This is a genomic window from Anaerostipes sp., assembly GCF_018381315.1.
Classification (GTDB): Bacteria; Bacillota; Clostridia; order Lachnospirales; family Lachnospiraceae; genus Anaerostipes.
The window spans coordinates 85,460-102,145 of sequence record NZ_JAGZSD010000005.1 but is presented as its reverse complement, the minus strand read 5'-3'; the positions used below and the strand labels follow the sequence as shown (position 1 = coordinate 102,145).

Here is a 16,686-nt window from a genome sequence, read left to right as displayed (position 1 = left end):
AGGAACGCCGTGGGGATTTTAGATTTAACAGCCCTGGAACTGGGCAGGAAAATAAAAGAGAAAGAGATTAGTGTTAAGGAAGCAACACAGGCTGTGCTGGACCAGATCAGGAAAGCGGAGCCGTCCATTCACGGATATGTCTCTTATGATGAAGAAAGCGCTCTGAAAAGAGCAGAGGAAGTTCAGCAAAAGATTGACAGCGGAATATTAACCGGGCCTTTGGCCGGCATTCCCATCGCAGTAAAGGATAATATCTGCACAAAAGGATACGCTACCACATGTGCCTCCAGGATTCTTGAGAATTTTGTTCCCACTTATGCCGCACAGGCAGTGCAGAATCTTATAGATGCAGGGACAGTTATTATAGGAAAAACCAATATGGATGAGTTTGCCATGGGAAGCACCACGGAGACTTCTGCATTCGGACCTACCAAAAATCCATGGAATGAAGAACATGTGCCGGGAGGATCTTCCGGAGGTTCTGCGGCAGCAGTGGCTGCCGGGGAATGTTTTATGGCACTTGGTTCTGATACAGGAGGATCTATCCGCCAGCCGGCTTCCTTCTGCGGAATTACAGGGATGAAGCCGACCTACGGAACCATATCCAGATATGGACTGATTGCGTATGGTTCCTCTCTGGATCAGATCGGACCGATGGCAAAAACTGTATCTGACTGTGCAGCACTTCTGGAAGCGGCAGCATCGTATGATAAGAAGGATTCCACATCCATTAAGCGGGAGGAATATGATTTTACTTCAGATTTGACGGATGATGTAAAGGGAATGAAAATCGGTATTCCAAAGGATTATTTCGGAGAAGGGCTGGATCCTGAGGTCAGAGATGCCGTCATGGCAGCAGCAAAGACGCTGGAGGAAAAAGGCGCCGTCATCGAAGAATTTGACCTGGGACTTGTGGAGTATGCTATTCCTGCATACTACGTTATCGCAGCGGCAGAAGCCAGTTCCAATCTGTCCCGTTTTGACGGAATAAAATACGGATATAGGGCAAAAGATTCAGAAGGGCTTCATGATATGTATAAAAAGACCCGTTCAGAAGGATTTGGACCTGAGGTTAAGAGAAGAATCATGCTTGGTTCCTTTGTGCTCAGTTCCGGTTACTATGATGCGTACTATCTGAAGGCGTTGAGGACAAAAGCTCTGATCAAACAGGAGTTTGACAAAGCATTTGCCTCTTATGACCTGATCTTAGGACCGGCCGCACCTACGACAGCTCCGAAGATCGGAGACAGCCTGGGAGATCCGATTAAGATGTATCTAGGAGATATCTATACGATTTCTGCCAATCTTGCAGGACTGCCGGGCATCAGCGTCCCATGCGGGAAGGACAGCAAAGGGCTGCCTATCGGGCTGCAGCTTTTAGGAGACTGCTTTCAGGAAAAGAAACTGATCCGGGCTGCCTATGCATTTGAACAGACAAGACAATATGAAGCACCGGAAATTGCAAAAGGAGGTGTGCAGTAATGAGCAGACAATATGAGACCGTCATCGGTCTGGAAGTCCACGTGGAACTGGCGACAAAGACAAAAATCTTCTGCGGATGCAGTACAGAATTCGGCGGTGCGCCGAATACGCATACCTGCCCTGTATGCACCGGAATGCCGGGTTCTCTGCCTGTGTTAAATAAGCAGGTAGTGGAATATGCCATGGCAGTGGGACTTGCCACCAACTGTAAAATCACACAGAATTGTAAATTTGACCGCAAAAATTACTTCTATCCGGATAACCCGCAGAACTATCAGATATCCCAGCTGTATCTTCCGATCTGCAGGGACGGTCATGTGGAGATAGAGACTGACGGGGAGAAGAAGTCTGTCGGAATTCATGAGATTCATATGGAAGAAGATGCAGGAAAACTGATTCATGATGAATGGGAAGACTGTTCCCTGGTGGATTATAACCGTTCCGGCGTGCCTCTGATCGAAATCGTCTCCGAACCGGATATGCGTTCTGCTGATGAAGTTATAGCATATTTAGAGAAATTAAGACTGATCATTCAGTATCTTGGAGCCTCTGACTGTAAACTTCAGGAAGGTTCTATGAGAGCAGATGTGAATCTTTCCATAAGGGAAGCCGGAGCCAAGGAATTCGGCACGAGGACAGAGATGAAAAACCTCAACTCTTTTAAAGCGATCAAGCGTGCCATTGAAGGAGAGACAGACCGGCAGACGGCACTTTTAGAAGAAGGAAAAGAAGTGACGCAGGAAACAAGACGCTGGGATGATACCAAAGAGAAGTCTTATCCGATGCGCTCTAAAGAGGATGCACAGGATTACCGCTATTTCCCTGATCCGGACCTGCCGCCTGTTGTGATCAGCGATGAGTGGATCCAGAAAGTAAAAGATGCACAGCCTGAACTGAGAGATGAAAAACGAAGCCGGTATAAGGAGACATACGGCCTTCCGGATTATGATATTGATATTCTCACAGGAAGTAAGCATCTTGCAGATATTTTTGAGTCAACAATCGCAGAAGGTGCCGAGGCCAAGGAAGTTTCCAACTGGCTGATGGGTGAGACAATGCGCCTGGTCAACGATTCAGAGATGGAACTGGAGGATATTTCTTTTGCGCCGGCACATCTGGCAGATCTGATTGCCATGGTTAAGAGCAGTGAGATTAACCGAAAGGTTGCAAAGGAAGTCTTTGAAAAGATCTTTAAAGAAGATGTGGATCCAAAGGCTTATGTAGAGGAAAATGGGCTGAAGTCCATGAACGATGAAGGAGCCCTTCAGGAAACCATTGAAAAGATCGTAAATGATAATCCAAAATCCGTGGAGGATTACAAGGCCGGAAAGAAAAAGGCAATAGGCTTCCTTGTGGGCCAGACGATGAGGGCGACACAGGGCAAGGCAGATCCGGGCATCGTCAACAAGATATTAAAAGAGATTCTGGACAAAATGTAAAAAGAAGCTTCGGACAAGATTGGTCCGGAGCTTCTTTATTCTTGCACACAAATGCGCAGAGAAATTATTTGCCTGCGGCAAATCGCATTTGGCGCATAAAGTGTACAAGCCCCTCAAAGAATGAGAGGTTGAGGGAGCTGAGGTGGGCATGCCCACTTTGTTAAAAGACACAAAAAGTTAAGAAATTTTTCATAAAATGGTTGAGAATTATGACAGAGAAAACCGGTATGATAACGTTATAAGAAAAATACTACAGATAATTAGAACAGAAGGAGCGTTATCATGAAGGATTTTTACAGGTCAATGTTTCTGCTTTCCCTTGCAATTACCCTGTTTTTAATCATACAGGTGCTGATGATGTAGAATACCGCTTGAAATGGGAATTAAAAGAAAGTACAATAGTATTGGTTGAGCTGTTGATTTTAACAAATAAGGAGAAGAAGCCATACTATGAAGAAATATAAAGGAGCGGTATTTTTTGATTATGACGGGACATTAGTAGATGAAGTGGACCATATTAAGACGGTCACCCCCAAAACCCTGGAGGCCATAAAAAAGCTTCAGGACAATGGATATGCGGCTTTGCTCTGTTCAGGGCGTACAAAGCGGTTTTTGGAGGCGGACATCGAACATTTTGACGGGGCAGTGACCTGCAACGGAAGCTATGCGGAAGTTGACAGGGAAGTGCTGCGGGATATTTTTATTGAGGAAGATCTGCTGCATGAAGTGATAGATAAATATTTTGTCCGGGACACGATCATTCAGATGGATACCCAGGATGTAACTTACTATTTACATAATGATGAAGAATTTTTCAAGTATTTCTGCCGTCTGTTCAGTCTCCCGATGGAGTGGTATGCTCCATGGAAGTATTGGGAGAAACAGCATATATCAAAGCTGACAATGAACTATAAAGCACCGGAAGTATTTCAGGACTTTAAAAAGGAATATGCAGACACATTTGAGTGCGCAAAACATGTCCGCGAGAATTTCTTTGATATTACCATGAAGGGTGTCACAAAGGGAGATGCAGTGATCCAGGTTGCGGGAGATCTGGGGCTTTCCAGAGAAAACCTCTATGCATTCGGCGACTCGGACAATGATGTGGAGATGCTGAAAAACGTAGGAACCGGGATCGGCATGGGACGCTGCAGCGATGCTGTCCGGGACACTGCAGACATATTTACTCAGACAACGAAGGAAAACGGAATCTATAATGCGCTGGAAGAATTAGAATTAATATAAAGGTGGAAGCGGATGAAGAAAATAGTTGATGATGACCGTCTGATTTATAAATGCTGTAACTTATACTATATGAAGAATAAGACCCAGGTGGAGATCTGCAATACACTTGGGCTTTCCAGGGCTACAGTGTCCAGAATGCTGGCACTTGGAAGAGAGCAGGGGATTGTGAAGATCGAGGTCATCAATCCCATCAGTTATGATTACGGTGAGCTGGAACAGAAGCTGGAGCAGAGATTTGGCTTAAAGGAAGCCATTATTGTAGAAAGTGAGCCTTTGGACACAAGGGAAGAGCAGATGGACATGCTGTCTGAGGCTGCGTTTGACTACCTGAGCCATATTCTGAAAAATGATGACTATGTAGGGGTTACCATGGGCAGGACCCTGTCTCATATTGCCCATGTGGATAAAGGGTATGACAAAGGAAATAAGCTTTTATTTGTACCCCTATACGGCGGTATTTCCCAGAAAAGGACAGAGAAGAGGGATGTCCAGTCCAACCGGATTGCTGTGGAATTTGCAGAGAAGTTCGGAGGTGACTATGTCCAGTTTCTTTCTCCCGGCATATTTTCCAGCAAAGAGGTCAAAGAAATTTTTCTTCAGGAGGAGACAGTCAATTATATCTATGAGTATTTTTCCAAGTTAAGAATTGTTGTAATGGGAATCGGAATTCCCGAAGCCGGAGGGACTGCCCTTGTGGCGGAGGGATATTTGTCAGAAAAAGAATTAAAAGATTTTGTGGAGATGGGTGCTGTGGGAGATGCATCACTGTATTTCTACAACATAGAGGGCAATACAAAGCCTTTTGATTCTTTTAATCAGCGTGTGGCAGGGATATCCCAGGAACAGCTGAAAAGTATTGATATCAGGATCGGGGTAGCCGGAGGAATAGAAAAAGCAAAATCGGTCATCGGAGCGGTGAGATCCAAGAATATCAATGTACTGATTACAGATTCAGAGTGTGCAAGACAGATGTTAAAAGAAGTGTAACGTTTTATATCATGAAATAAATATAGAAAAGAAATGGGGCTTCCCGGGTTTTAGAAATCCGGGAAGTTTTTTTCTTTCGTGGGACGTACTTTTCCCATGAAAGAAAAAACGCTCCGCAAGGATCGCACTCCGTGCAGGATGCGCACAAATCGTATTGAGAAAATGTATTAATATCTGAACAATAATATATACTTATTCATTATTTCAAAGATAATTATAGACTATGAATAAATAAAGAGATAAAATAACAATACAGAAAAAATGTTCAAAGAAAGGAGAGAAAAATGTCAAATCATGTAGTGGTTCTTTTTGGAGTATTTTTGGTTCTGTTTTTGCTCCAGTCTGCAGGAGGTTTCTTTCAGATCAAAGATTATGAGAAAGCTGTACGCAGGGTAAACCGGATCGGAGCGGTTGGAATCGGACAAAAAAGGGGACGTCTGCTGTCCGGCGGACACATTGTTATTCTTGCATGCGATGATGAAGGAAGGATAACCGGGGGAGAAGCCATGGACGGAATTTCATTCTTTGCCCGGTTCCATCCGGTGGCCGAGATTTACCAAGTAAAAATGCTGGGCCGGGATTTCCGGGAAGTGCTTTTGGAGCTCCGTGGTATGACGAAAAAAAAGCAGAAATATTATAAGGGATACATACAGGCGCTGGAAGCATTAGAAATGAGAGGTTAAGGAGGAGCATATGCAGGTTATATCAAATTTAGCAAATGGATTTATGAAGCTGTTTTCCACGGGGGGACAGACATTTTTAAGCTGGGTGACCACGATCATTCCCACTGTCGTATGTCTGATGACAGCAGTCAATGCGGTCATAAAACTAATCGGTGAAGACCGGGTCGAAAAATTCTGTATGAAAATTACGGGAAACAGGATCTGCCGATATTTATTTCTGCCTGTGATCGCAATGATCTGTGTCGGGAATCCCATGGCCTACACTTTCGGAAGATTTGTGGAAGAAAAGTACAAAGTCCCGTTCTTTGATGCGGCAATCAGCTTCTGTCATCCGGTCCTGGGATTTTTCCCTCACGCAAATGCCGGTGAACTGTTTGTCTATATGGGAATTGCAGTAGGGATCCAGAAGCTGAATCTTCCTTTGGGAGATCTTGCAGTCCGTTATTTTCTTGTAGGACTTGTAGTCATCTTTATCAGGGGAATGGTGACAGAGAGAATTTATCTGATGCTCAGCAATAAATATAAGAAGATGGGGAAAAAGGAGGTAGCTGTCAATGAATAAGCCAGTAAAGATCACCGCAGGCTCCGGAGGATTCGGAGGGCCGCTTGTAGTACAGGCAACAGAAAAATGCAGAAAAATCTTATGTATGACAGCCATAGGCGGCATTCATCCGCTGGGAGCAAAGCTTGCTGAGATGACCGGCGGGGAAGCGGTGGACGGACATAAGAACAATGTGCCTGACGAAGAAATCCTGGTGGCCATCGCTATGTATCTGCGGTGGACGAAAGCTGCCTTTCCTATGCAGACGGGGAGGCTGTCATGGAAAAGAAAGCGCCGGAAGAGAATAAAGAAAGCGGACGGGACAAAAGGACGGAAGAAGCTGCGGAACAGCCGGGTCTGATTACAAGGCTTGGAATCGGTGTGGGGCAGGTAGTAGGAAAATTCTTTGCCGCAGGACGTGAAACCATTGACATGGTAGTGAAAAATATACTTCCCTTTATGGCGTTTACCAGCACAATCCTGGGTATTATAACAGCTACCGGGCTTGGAAATATTATCGCCAAAACCATTTCACCTTTATGTGCGACACTGCCGGGAATGCTGATCATTTCCCTGATTTGTGCCATGCCGTTTTTATCACCGGTGCTTGGTCCGGGAGCTGTGATCGCCCAGGTAGTCGGAACACTGCTGGGATCCCAGATTGCCATGGGAAAGATTCCGGCCCAGTATGCACTGCCCGCGCTGTTTGCAATCAACGCCCAGGTAGGCTGCGATTTCATTCCGGTAGGGCTGAGCCTTGCAGAATGTGAATCTGAGACAATTGAGCTTGGAGTACCTTCTGTATTATATTCCCGTGTCATTACAGGGCCGATTGCTGTTGTGATTGCCTTTGTGGCAAGCTTTGGCCTGTATGCTTCATAGAAAATAATACTTATACATTATTTCAATATTTTTTATAGACTTTGCATAAATATAGAGGTAAAATAAAGACATAAAATTAAAGGAGGCAGATACATATGAAGATTTCAATTGGATGTGACGAAGCAGCTTATGAATTAAAAGAGGCAATCAAAAAGAGATTAGAGGAAACAGGACATACTTATGTGGATAATGGGGTGGAAGCCGGAGAAAGTGCTCTGTATCCGGATGTTGCAGTAAAGACTTGTGAGAAAGTTACCAGCGGGGAATGTGACCGGGGAATTCTTGTGTGCGGAACCGGCATCGGCATGGCTATGACGGCAAACAAAGTGCCGGGTATCCGGGCAGCTGTCTGCCATGATCCATTTTCTGCGGAACGCTCAATTTTAAGCAATGACGGAAATGTTATGTGCATGGGCGCAAGGGTGGTGGCACCTCAGCTGGCACTTTATCTGCTGGATATCTGGATGGGCCTTGAGTTTAAAGACGGGCCTTCTACAGAAAAGGTGGAGCGGATCACTTATTACGAAAAACAGTTCAGCAAGTAGGCAGGAGGAGAGCATATGGATGAAGTTTTAAATTTTTCAATGAATGAAATGGCAGGCGCTGATTTCGACTGCAGCTGCGGAAAACATCACACATTAGATATTAAACATATCATCATGGGTCAGGGAGTTCTCAAAGAGCTTTCTAATGTATTGGAGCCGTTTAGGGGCAGGAAGGTGTATATGCTCAGCGACAACCATACATTTAAGGCAGCAGGGGACCGGGTGCTTTCAATCCTGGAGGCAGATGATTTTCTTGTAAAAAATGTCATGCTGGATTCCGGAGATGATATTCTGATTCCAAATGAGCAGGCTGCAGGGACCATGTTCCTTAATCTGGAGCCGGATACTGCAGTGATCGTAGCGGTAGGTTCCGGTACCATCAATGATATGGCAAAATATATGTCTGCCAGGACAAAGATTCCATATGTGATCGTCTGCACCGCACCTTCCATGGACGGATATGTAGCTGACGGAGCGCCTTTGATCCTGGAAGGAAGAAAAATATCCTTTGTTGCCACGCTTCCATATGGAGTGATCGGGGATACAGACATCATGAAACAGGCACCGATGCATATGATCCATGCCGGATTCGGTGATGTGCTTGGAAAATTGACAGCGCTTGCCGACTGGTATCTGGCGAGGGAGAAAGTGGATGAATACTGCTGTGAAACCTGTGTTACTCTCGTGCAGAGAGCACTTGAGAAAGTAACTCAGAGTGCTGAAGCACTGGCAGAGAGGGATGATGATGCCGTCCTTTATCTTATTGAAGCCCTGACACTTACGGGGGTAGCTATGGGATTGATCGGGGTATCCCGTCCGGCTTCCGGGGCAGAGCATATGCTGAGCCACTACTGGGAGATGGATTTCATTGCAAAAGGGAAGTTTCCGGAACTGCATGGAATTAAAGTGGGGATTGCCACCCCGGTGGTCGCAGAGATCTTTGAGATGATGAGAGATGAAGTGCCAAAAGAGGCCATGGCGCTGGCACCTTCCAGGGAATACGTGGAGGGCCTCTTAAAGACAGTGGGAGCACCGGTGTATCCGACGGACATTGGGATTGACAGAGAACTGTTCTATAACAGTATCCTGGAAGGATATAAAGTAAGGAACCGGTACAGTATCCTGGAACTTGCCCTGAAAACGGGAAGACTTGAGGAGATCGCCGAGAAAATAACCAACCGTATTTATCAGTAAGGGAGAGATGAGATGAAGTATTTCACAAGAATCCAGAAGCTGGGAAAGGATTCCCTGACATTTTTAGGTGATCCTGATTCCAATTTTATTATTCTGTTCAACGATGATGCACCGCCGGCCTTTGAAGATCTGTGTGTGCTGCATACCATTGAGGAACTGAGAGCGAACATAGAGCCGGGAGATACAATGCTGATTAATGAAAAAGGGTTTGAAGTGACAGCAGTAGGTTCAGAGGCCAATGAAACGCTCAGAGGACTTGGCCATTGTACTGTGAGTTTTAAGGGCGGTCCTGAGGCAGAACGGCCCGGATGTATTATGGTCCAGGCAATAAAGGGGGAGGAGCCGCTGACAGCATCCGATCTTGCCCCTGGAAATACCATAGAATTCATTTAAATGTTTTAAGAATTGCCGCGGTCTTAAGTCTGCTCCCAGTGCAGATTTTGAGACTGCGGCAAAACAGCGTTGGGATATCCGTGCCGCTGAACTGCAAGTCAGCTGGATTTATACAAATGCCTGTATAATAGCAATAAATAATGAATTTATACAAATGTTCTATGAGTAGGGGTGGATTTTATCTCCGAATAGAAGTAAAATGAAAATATATTACCAGTGGTATTGTTTATGTTGCAAGTGGTAACGTTATTTGGAATTGAGATTCGGGAGGAAACAAAATGGATGAGATCTTAAACTATTCTATGAATGAAATGGCAAAGGCAAGTTTTGACTGCAGCTGCGGAAGACATCATACGTTGGATATTGACAAGTTAGTGATGGGCCAGGGAGTGATAAAAGAACTGCCGGAAATGGTGAAGGGCCTCGGCGCAAAGAAAGTCTACATGCTGAGTGATAACAATACATATAAGGCGGCAGGGGAAACCGCAGAAAAACTGCTGAAGGATGAAGGATTTCAGGTGAAAAGCGTTGTCTTGGATTCAGGGGAAGATATCCTGATCCCGGATGAGCACGCTGCAGGAACCATGTTCTTAAATCTGGAGCCTGAGACGGATGTTTTGATTGCAGTGGGTTCCGGAACCTTAAATGATATGGTAAAATATATGTCAGCAAGGACAAAAATTCCATACATTGTTGTATGTACAGCTCCTTCTATGGATGGATATGCATCAGACGGTGCCCCGCTGATTCTGGGCGGAAAGAAGATTTCTTTCATCGCAACTCTGCCTTATGGAATTCTTGGAGATACAGACATTATGAAGCAGGCTCCTATGCACATGATCCGTGCCGGCTTCGGTGATGTGATAGGGAAGCTTACAGCACTTGCAGACTGGTATTTATCCAAGGAGAAGACAGGAGAATACTGCTGTGAGACTTGTGTGACGCTGGTACAGAAAGCCCTCGACAAAGTAACCAAAAGCGCAGAGGCATTGGCAGACAGGGATGAGGAAGCAGTTCTTTATCTGATCGAAGCGCTGACTCTTACCGGTGTAGCTATGGGACTGATCGGGGTATCCCGCCCTGCATCCGGAGCGGAACATATGCTGAGCCATTACTGGGAGATGGAGTTTATTGCAAGGAACAAGTATCCGGAGCTTCACGGCATCAAAGTCGGAATCGCAACACCGATCATTGCAGAGATCTTTGAGATTATGGGAGATGATATACCGGAAGCGGCCAAGAAGCTGGCGCCGTCCAGAGAGTATGTGGAAGGACTGTTAAAGACAGTGGGTGCTCCGGTATCACCAAAAGAGATCGGTATTGACAGGGATCTGTTTTATCAGAGCCTGCTCGACGGATATAAGGTCAGGGACCGCTATAGTGTTTTAGACCTGGCAGTGGAAAAAGGAAAGATGCAGGAAATTGCGGAGAAGATTACGCATCGGTTTTATGACGAAGAATAAGGAGAAAAGCAGATGAAGCAGAATATTCAGGCAGTGAAAGATATCAAATGTTTTGTGCTCGATATGGACGGAACTATTTATCTGGGAAATGACTTATTTCCGTTTACCCAGGATTTTTTAAAGAAAGTGGAAGATACAGAGAGGGAGTATTATTTCTTTACCAATAATTCTTCCAAAAGCCAGCAGGCCTATATTGATAAACTTTCCGGCATGGGAATTTCCATCACACCGGAGCAGATGATGATCTCAAGCCATGTGATGATCCAGTATTTAAAGAAAAACCATCCGGGGGAAACTCTTTATGTGGTGGGAACACCTTCACTTCTAAAAGAGTTTGAAGCATTTGATATGCCGCTGGTGGAGGAAGATCCGGATATTGTGATCCTTGGATTTGACACCACACTTACCTATGAGAAGATATCCAAAGCATGTCATTATGTGAGGAACGGCTGTACTTACTACGGGATCAACCCAGACTGGAACTGCCCGATGGAAGGAGGGAACTTCATACCGGACTGCGGTTCTATGGCAAAACTTGTGGAGGCATCCACGGGACGCTTCCCTGAATTTTTTGGGAAACCTTCAAAGCACACTCTGAATTATTTTGTAGAGCAGTCAGGGTACCGGCCGGAAGAGATCGCTATTGTAGGCGACCGGTTATATACGGATATTGCTGTGGCCGACGGAAGCCCTGTGACTTCGATCCTGGTGCTGTCAGGGGAGAGCACTCTGGAAGATGTGGAGAAGAGTGACGTGAAGCCGGATGTGATTGTGGATTCTCTGGCTGATATTACAGAGGTTCTTTAGCCTCCGTTGATTTCGGGCATACCGAATGTTATAATGGAGACAATCAAAGGAGGAACTCATTATGACAAAAAAGGAAGCATTTTTCTTCGGAGGGTTTTGGCTCTGGCTGGGTGTAGTGATCGGATTTTTATTATCCCCTGTAAAAAAGGGAGTTGAGATCGGAAACAACAATACATGCGACAATAACACCTATGCAGGCAAAGAAAAACAGAAACCATCGGACAGCAAACATCAGAAATAAAAATGGAAAGCACCACCTGTTTTTGGTATAATAGATGTATCAAAAACAGGTGGTGTTTTGTTGCATCAGAAAAAATTCTGAACCTTTTTATGGGATAAAAAAGCCTCTTGGGCATGATGCACATGGCTGCAAAAAAGTCCCCGCATGTATCATGGATTATAGAAAGCAAAGAGGATTTTGTGAATGAGAAAAATACTTTCGAGACTGAGAATCGGAGTTGTTCCCTTTATTTTATGTCTTGCGCTGATGTTGACGGGAATTATGTCAATACATTCGATTATGAATCTTCAGGGAAATGCCCGCGTTATAAATTACACCGGGATTATTCGCGGTGCCACCCAGAGATCAATAAAAAAAGAATTGAATCATGTACCGGATGATGATCTGATCAAACGCGTGGATAATATTTTGGACGGACTTTCCAATGGAAGTGATGATTTAGATTTAATAAAGATTAAGAGCGGGGATTATCAAAAGGCAGTATCGAACCTGAGCAGGAAATGGGCTGCCATTAAAAAGGAGATTTATCGTTACAGAAAGGGAAATGTTTCCGGAGATAAACTTTTTAAACTGAGTGAAGAGTTTTTTTACTTGGCGGATGAAACCGTAGATACAGCGGAAGTTTATACTGAAGAAGTTGTACAAGATGCACGGAATTTACTATTTTACATCAACCTTATTTTTATCCTGATGGCAGCGGTGTGCACTTTTTTTGCTGTGTATCAGGAAAAGCGCCGCAAAAAGCTGATCGAGGCTGAGAAGGAGAACATGCGCAAGAGCGAACAGCTGTCAAAACGTTTTGAGGAAATGCTCATTCCCATCAACGAAATGTCAGAGCTTATGTATGTATCAGATGTGAACACATATGAACTGCTGTTTGCAAATGATGTAGGTAAGAAAACCTTTCATATCAGCGATGAAAAGAATCAGAAGTGTTATAAAGTCATACAGGGGCTGGATGCCCCGTGTCCGTTTTGTCCAAATGAAATGTTGGCAAAGGATGAGAATTATACATGGGAACATACCAATCCCATTACAAAACGGCACTATCTGTTAAAGGACCGGTTGATGGAGTGGGAAGGCCGGCTGGCCAGAATGGAGATTGCGTTTGACATTACAGATGCGGCTAATGAAAAAAAAGAACTGAAAGCCCGCTTAGAAAGAGACAGTATTCTTGTCAAATGTATACGGGAACTTTATCAGAACCAGGACATGCTGGATGCCACCAGACATGTTTTGAGACAATTAGGGGAACTGTTTTTTGCAGAACGTTCCTATGTTTTTTCAATTCATGGAGATTACTTAACCAATATTGCAGAGTGGTGCAGAGAGGATATCACTCCCCAGATAGACAATCTGCAGAAACTGCCTAAATCAGACTTTGCATATTGGCTGAATATGTTTGAGGATCAAAAAAATGTAGTCATAAAAGATATCGAAAATATCAAATGTTCTATGCCCCTTGAGTATGAGTTCCTCTTACAGCAGGGAATCAAATCTGTTGTTATGGTTCCACTGGAGCGCGACGGAAAGCTGGATGGATTGATCGGACTGGATAATCCGCCACAGGGCCTGATGGAAAATGCAGCAACATTTCTTGAAACTCTGCGCTACTATATCATGCTGGCGATCAGGAGAAATGAAGACGAAAAGGAATTGTACCGCCTGAGTTATTTAGATACACTGACTTCCTTCTTCAACAGAAACCGCTATATCCAGGATGTAGATAATCTTCAGGGCAAGGAGCATTCAGTGGGTGTCGTATATCTTGATGTAAACGGACTCAAAGAAATCAATGACCATTTGGGACATGACTCCGGCGATGATCTGTTAAAGGAATGTGCCAGGACGGTCAAAGACAGTTTTACAGAGGGCAGTTTTTACCGTATAGGCGGGGATGAATTTATCATTCTATGTACAGATCTAAGTGAGGAAAGCTTTAAAGAAAATATACACAGACTGAGAAATAATTTTGCTCACAGCGAATGCAGGACAGCCATTGGATTTAAGTGGGCCCCAAACTGCCATGACATCGAAAAGATTATTAAAACGGCAGATGAATATATGTATGCCGACAAAAAGCGGTTTTACCATAATCATCATGAAACAGGGCGCTACAGACATCAGAATGATGTTTTGGATTTTTTATGTGACCCGGATGTTTTAAAGGAAAAAATATCGAACAAACAGTTCCAGGTTTACCTGCAGGCAAAAATGGATATAGAGACCCGCAGGGTAGTTGGAGCAGAGGCATTGGTGCGTTATTTAGATGATGAAGGAATCATTCAGCCTCCGGATAAATTTATCCCTGTTTTGGAAGGAGCCAGGCAAGTCAGCAAAATAGATTTTTATGTTTTTGACAGGGTATGTGCCCAGCTTCAGGACTGGAAAGCGCAGGGAAGGACACTCTTCCCAATATCCAGTAATTTCTCCCGCACGACTTTTATGGAGGATCATTTTTTAGAAAGGCTGGAAGCAGTTATCGTCCGCTATGAAATCTCCAGAGAGTACCTGGACATTGAAATCACAGAGAGTACTTGTTCCGCGGACTGCAGAGAATTAAAGGACCAGATCAACCGGATCAGAGAGGCAGGATTCCGGGTCTCCGTTGACGATTTCGGTGCGGAGAGCTCAAATCTGGCACTTTTGGCAGCAGCACAATTTGATATCTTAAAAATTGATAAAGGCTTTGTAAAAGATATTATTGATAATGAATATGCGCAGACGATTGTGGAGGCGATGGTAGGAGTCTGTGAGAAGATGAATATTCAGCTGGTTGCTGAAGGAATCGAAAATGAAGCCCAGTTAGAGGTATTGAAAAAATGCGGAGTGAAGACAGTTCAAGGGTTTCTGTTCAGTAAGCCTATGCCGGTCAAAGAGTATGAATGGAAATATTTAGACAGCACTGAGGTTTGAATGAAGAAAGGAACCATCCCTGACAGAAAAAAATCAGGAAAGGTGGTTCCTTTTATTGTTCATGAAAACGTTTTCCCTGACGGCTGTCTGTTTCCTTCATCCGCCGGGCAATTTCGTTTAATACTTTTCTTTTATGGAGTGTCCAGCGGGGAGCAATCAGAAGGTCTCTCGGCCCGTCGCCTGTCAGGCGGTGGATAACGATATCTTCTCTTAATTCTTCTATACAGCGAATGACCAGAGAAACATAATCATCCAGTTCATAGACATAAAATGGATCTTTTTCATAGAGGACACCCAGATCTGTGTTTTTCAGTACGTGAAGCAGGGAAAGCTTGACACCGTCAACAGGCAGGCGGTTTAAGTATCTCACAGATTCCAGCATTTTTTCTTCCGATTCACCGGGCAGTCCCAAAATGAGATGGACAACAATATTGATGCCTCTATTATGCAGTTTATCTACAGCCTGATTAAAACAGGAGAGAGGATAGCCTCTGCGGATTCTTTGAGCCGTGTCCTCATGGATTGTCTGAAGACCCAGCTCCACAAAGACCGGTTTTATTTTATTCAGTTCTGTCAGAAGATCAAGAACACCCGGAGGAAGACAGTCAGGCCTTGTTCCAATAGACAGTCCGATGATTTTTTCGTGGCTCAGAGCTTCACGGTATATCCGGTTTAACTTTTCCACAGGAGCGTAAGTATTGGTAAATGCCTGGAAGTAGGCGATGAACTTCCGGGCATTGGATTTGCCCTCCACCAGGCGGATCCCGTCTTCTATCTGTTCTGTCACCGAAAGAGATGAATCAGAAGCAAAATCTCCGGAGCCTCCTTCACTGCAGAAAATACATCCCCTGGTGCCGAGGGTTCCGTCACGGTTGGGGCAGGTGAACCCGCCGTCCAGAGATATTTTGTATATTTTTTCGCCAAATGTCTGTTTTAAATATCTGTCAAGAGAGTAATAGCGTTTTCCGTCCCAAGTCATAGTAAAGATGCTCCTTTTTTCTTTTACCATATCATACTTTTTCATTTTTATAAAATGTAATTCGATCTTCTGTTTTATCAAAATGTCAGTTATAATCATCGTATACACTGAAAAACAGAAAAATACAGAGGGGAAGAACCATATGGATGCAATTTTATTTGATGTAGATGATACATTATATGACCAGCTGGCACCGTTTGAAAGAGCCTATAAAAAGCTGTTTGGCGGAACATACGGGATCGATATAAACCGGCTGTTTGCACTGAGCAGAAAATACAGTGATGAGGCTTTTGAACAGTCTCAGAACGGACAGATGACAATGGATGAGATGTATATTTACCGGATCCGAAAGCCGCTGCAGGAGTTTCATATACCGGTTTCGGATGAACTTGGGCTTGAATTTCAGAGGCTGTACGGAGCGTATCAAAAGCAGATTGCAGTTTCAGATGTTATGAAAAATATCCTTGCGTTCTGCCGTGACAGAATACGGATTGGAATCATTACAAACGGACCGTCCGGGCATCAGTGGGAAAAAATAAAGACGCTGGGACTCAGGCAGTGGTTTCCGGAGGAAGCTGTTTTTGTGTCCGGGGATGTAGGGACAGCAAAACCGGACAGACGTATTTTTGTGCATGCCTGTGAGGCTATGGAACTTCAGAAAGACTCGGTCTGGTATGTAGGGGATTCCTTCCGCAACGATGTAGAAGGGGCAAAGAACGCAGGGCTTCATTCCATCTGGATGAACCGGAGGAAGCATGCCTGTCCGGCATCGGAAGTGCGGCCGGATTACTGTGTCGGCTCTGATGAGGAACTGTACCGGCTGCTGCAGAAGCTTCTGTGATAAAAAGACAGGTCTAAAACTTTTCAAAATGTATGGAAAGGTTTTAGA

Annotated in this window: 16 protein-coding genes and 1 pseudogene; 16 read left to right on the top strand and 1 reads right to left on the bottom strand. The window is 44.4% G+C overall.

Annotated elements, in window-relative coordinates; genetic code table 11:
• Positions 1–9: 9 nt before the first annotated feature.
• The 15 genes and pseudogenes from gatA (at position 10) to KH180_RS05430 (ending at position 14,818) form a co-directional block, all read left to right on the top strand.
• Positions 10–1,482: an Asp-tRNA(Asn)/Glu-tRNA(Gln) amidotransferase subunit GatA gene (gatA, locus tag KH180_RS05495; RefSeq protein WP_290757495.1), complete on the top strand. Its 1,473-nt coding sequence runs from the start codon at positions 10–12 to the stop codon at positions 1,480–1,482.
• Positions 1,482–2,921, top strand: a complete 1,440-nt coding sequence (gene gatB / locus KH180_RS05490) for an Asp-tRNA(Asn)/Glu-tRNA(Gln) amidotransferase subunit GatB (RefSeq protein WP_290757493.1) — start codon at positions 1,482–1,484, stop codon at positions 2,919–2,921. Before gatA ends, gatB begins: the two co-directional genes overlap by 1 nt.
• Before the next feature lie 450 nt (positions 2,922–3,371).
• On the top strand, positions 3,372–4,166 hold the full coding sequence (locus KH180_RS05485; RefSeq protein ID WP_290757491.1) for a Cof-type HAD-IIB family hydrolase: 795 nt from the start codon (positions 3,372–3,374) through the stop codon (positions 4,164–4,166).
• Positions 4,167–4,178: 12 nt separating this feature from the next.
• Positions 4,179–5,153 carry a sugar-binding transcriptional regulator gene (locus KH180_RS05480; RefSeq protein WP_290757489.1) on the top strand — a complete coding sequence of 325 codons (975 nt, stop codon included), beginning with the start codon at positions 4,179–4,181 and terminating at the stop codon, positions 5,151–5,153.
• Positions 5,154–5,437: 284 nt separating this feature from the next.
• On the top strand, positions 5,438–5,836 hold the full coding sequence (locus KH180_RS05475; RefSeq protein WP_290757487.1) for a transcriptional regulator GutM: 399 nt from the start codon (positions 5,438–5,440) through the stop codon (positions 5,834–5,836).
• A gap of 10 nt (positions 5,837–5,846) precedes the next feature.
• A complete protein-coding gene (srlA, locus tag KH180_RS05470) occupies positions 5,847–6,398 on the top strand; it encodes a PTS glucitol/sorbitol transporter subunit IIC (RefSeq protein ID WP_290757485.1) in 552 nt (183 codons plus the stop codon).
• Positions 6,391–6,749: pseudogene (locus tag KH180_RS16760) on the top strand (PTS glucitol/sorbitol transporter subunit IIB); the annotation flags it as partial. The gene srlA and the pseudogene KH180_RS16760, both read left to right, overlap by 8 nt.
• A gap of 60 nt (positions 6,750–6,809) precedes the next feature.
• Positions 6,810–7,259 (top strand): hypothetical protein, encoded by a 450-nt coding sequence (locus KH180_RS16755; protein ID WP_330624449.1) that lies wholly within the window; start codon positions 6,810–6,812, stop codon positions 7,257–7,259.
• Between the two features lie 95 nt (positions 7,260–7,354).
• Positions 7,355–7,804 (top strand): ribose 5-phosphate isomerase B, encoded by a 450-nt coding sequence (rpiB, locus tag KH180_RS05460; protein WP_290757484.1) that lies wholly within the window; start codon positions 7,355–7,357, stop codon positions 7,802–7,804.
• A 15-nt stretch (positions 7,805–7,819) separates the two neighbouring features.
• Complete coding sequence (locus KH180_RS05455) at positions 7,820–8,998, top strand: sn-glycerol-1-phosphate dehydrogenase (RefSeq protein ID WP_290757481.1); 1,179 nt, start codon at positions 7,820–7,822, stop codon at positions 8,996–8,998.
• 12 nt (positions 8,999–9,010) lie between these two features.
• Positions 9,011–9,391 carry a PTS glucitol/sorbitol transporter subunit IIA gene (locus tag KH180_RS05450; protein ID WP_290757479.1) on the top strand — a complete coding sequence of 127 codons (381 nt, stop codon included), beginning with the start codon at positions 9,011–9,013 and terminating at the stop codon, positions 9,389–9,391.
• A gap of 278 nt (positions 9,392–9,669) precedes the next feature.
• Positions 9,670–10,854 carry a sn-glycerol-1-phosphate dehydrogenase gene (locus tag KH180_RS05445; RefSeq protein WP_290757477.1) on the top strand — a complete coding sequence of 395 codons (1,185 nt, stop codon included), beginning with the start codon at positions 9,670–9,672 and terminating at the stop codon, positions 10,852–10,854.
• A 12-nt stretch (positions 10,855–10,866) separates the two neighbouring features.
• Positions 10,867–11,661: an HAD-IIA family hydrolase gene (locus tag KH180_RS05440; RefSeq protein ID WP_290757475.1), complete on the top strand. Its 795-nt coding sequence runs from the start codon at positions 10,867–10,869 to the stop codon at positions 11,659–11,661.
• Between the two features lie 61 nt (positions 11,662–11,722).
• On the top strand, positions 11,723–11,902 hold the full coding sequence (locus KH180_RS05435; RefSeq protein ID WP_290757473.1) for a hypothetical protein: 180 nt from the start codon (positions 11,723–11,725) through the stop codon (positions 11,900–11,902).
• 183 nt (positions 11,903–12,085) lie between these two features.
• Positions 12,086–14,818: a sensor domain-containing phosphodiesterase gene (locus KH180_RS05430; protein WP_290757471.1), complete on the top strand. Its 2,733-nt coding sequence runs from the start codon at positions 12,086–12,088 to the stop codon at positions 14,816–14,818.
• Positions 14,819–14,870: 52 nt separating this feature from the next.
• On the opposite strand, the gene KH180_RS05425 is transcribed toward KH180_RS05430, so the two are convergent.
• Positions 14,871–15,797, bottom strand: coding sequence for a TIGR01212 family radical SAM protein (locus KH180_RS05425; protein WP_290757469.1), 927 nt, complete (start codon positions 15,795–15,797; stop codon positions 14,871–14,873).
• A 142-nt stretch (positions 15,798–15,939) separates the two neighbouring features.
• Between KH180_RS05425 and KH180_RS05420 the strand changes: the two genes are divergently transcribed.
• A complete protein-coding gene (locus KH180_RS05420) occupies positions 15,940–16,638 on the top strand; it encodes an HAD family hydrolase (protein WP_290757467.1) in 699 nt (232 codons plus the stop codon).
• Positions 16,639–16,686 lie beyond the last annotated feature (48 nt).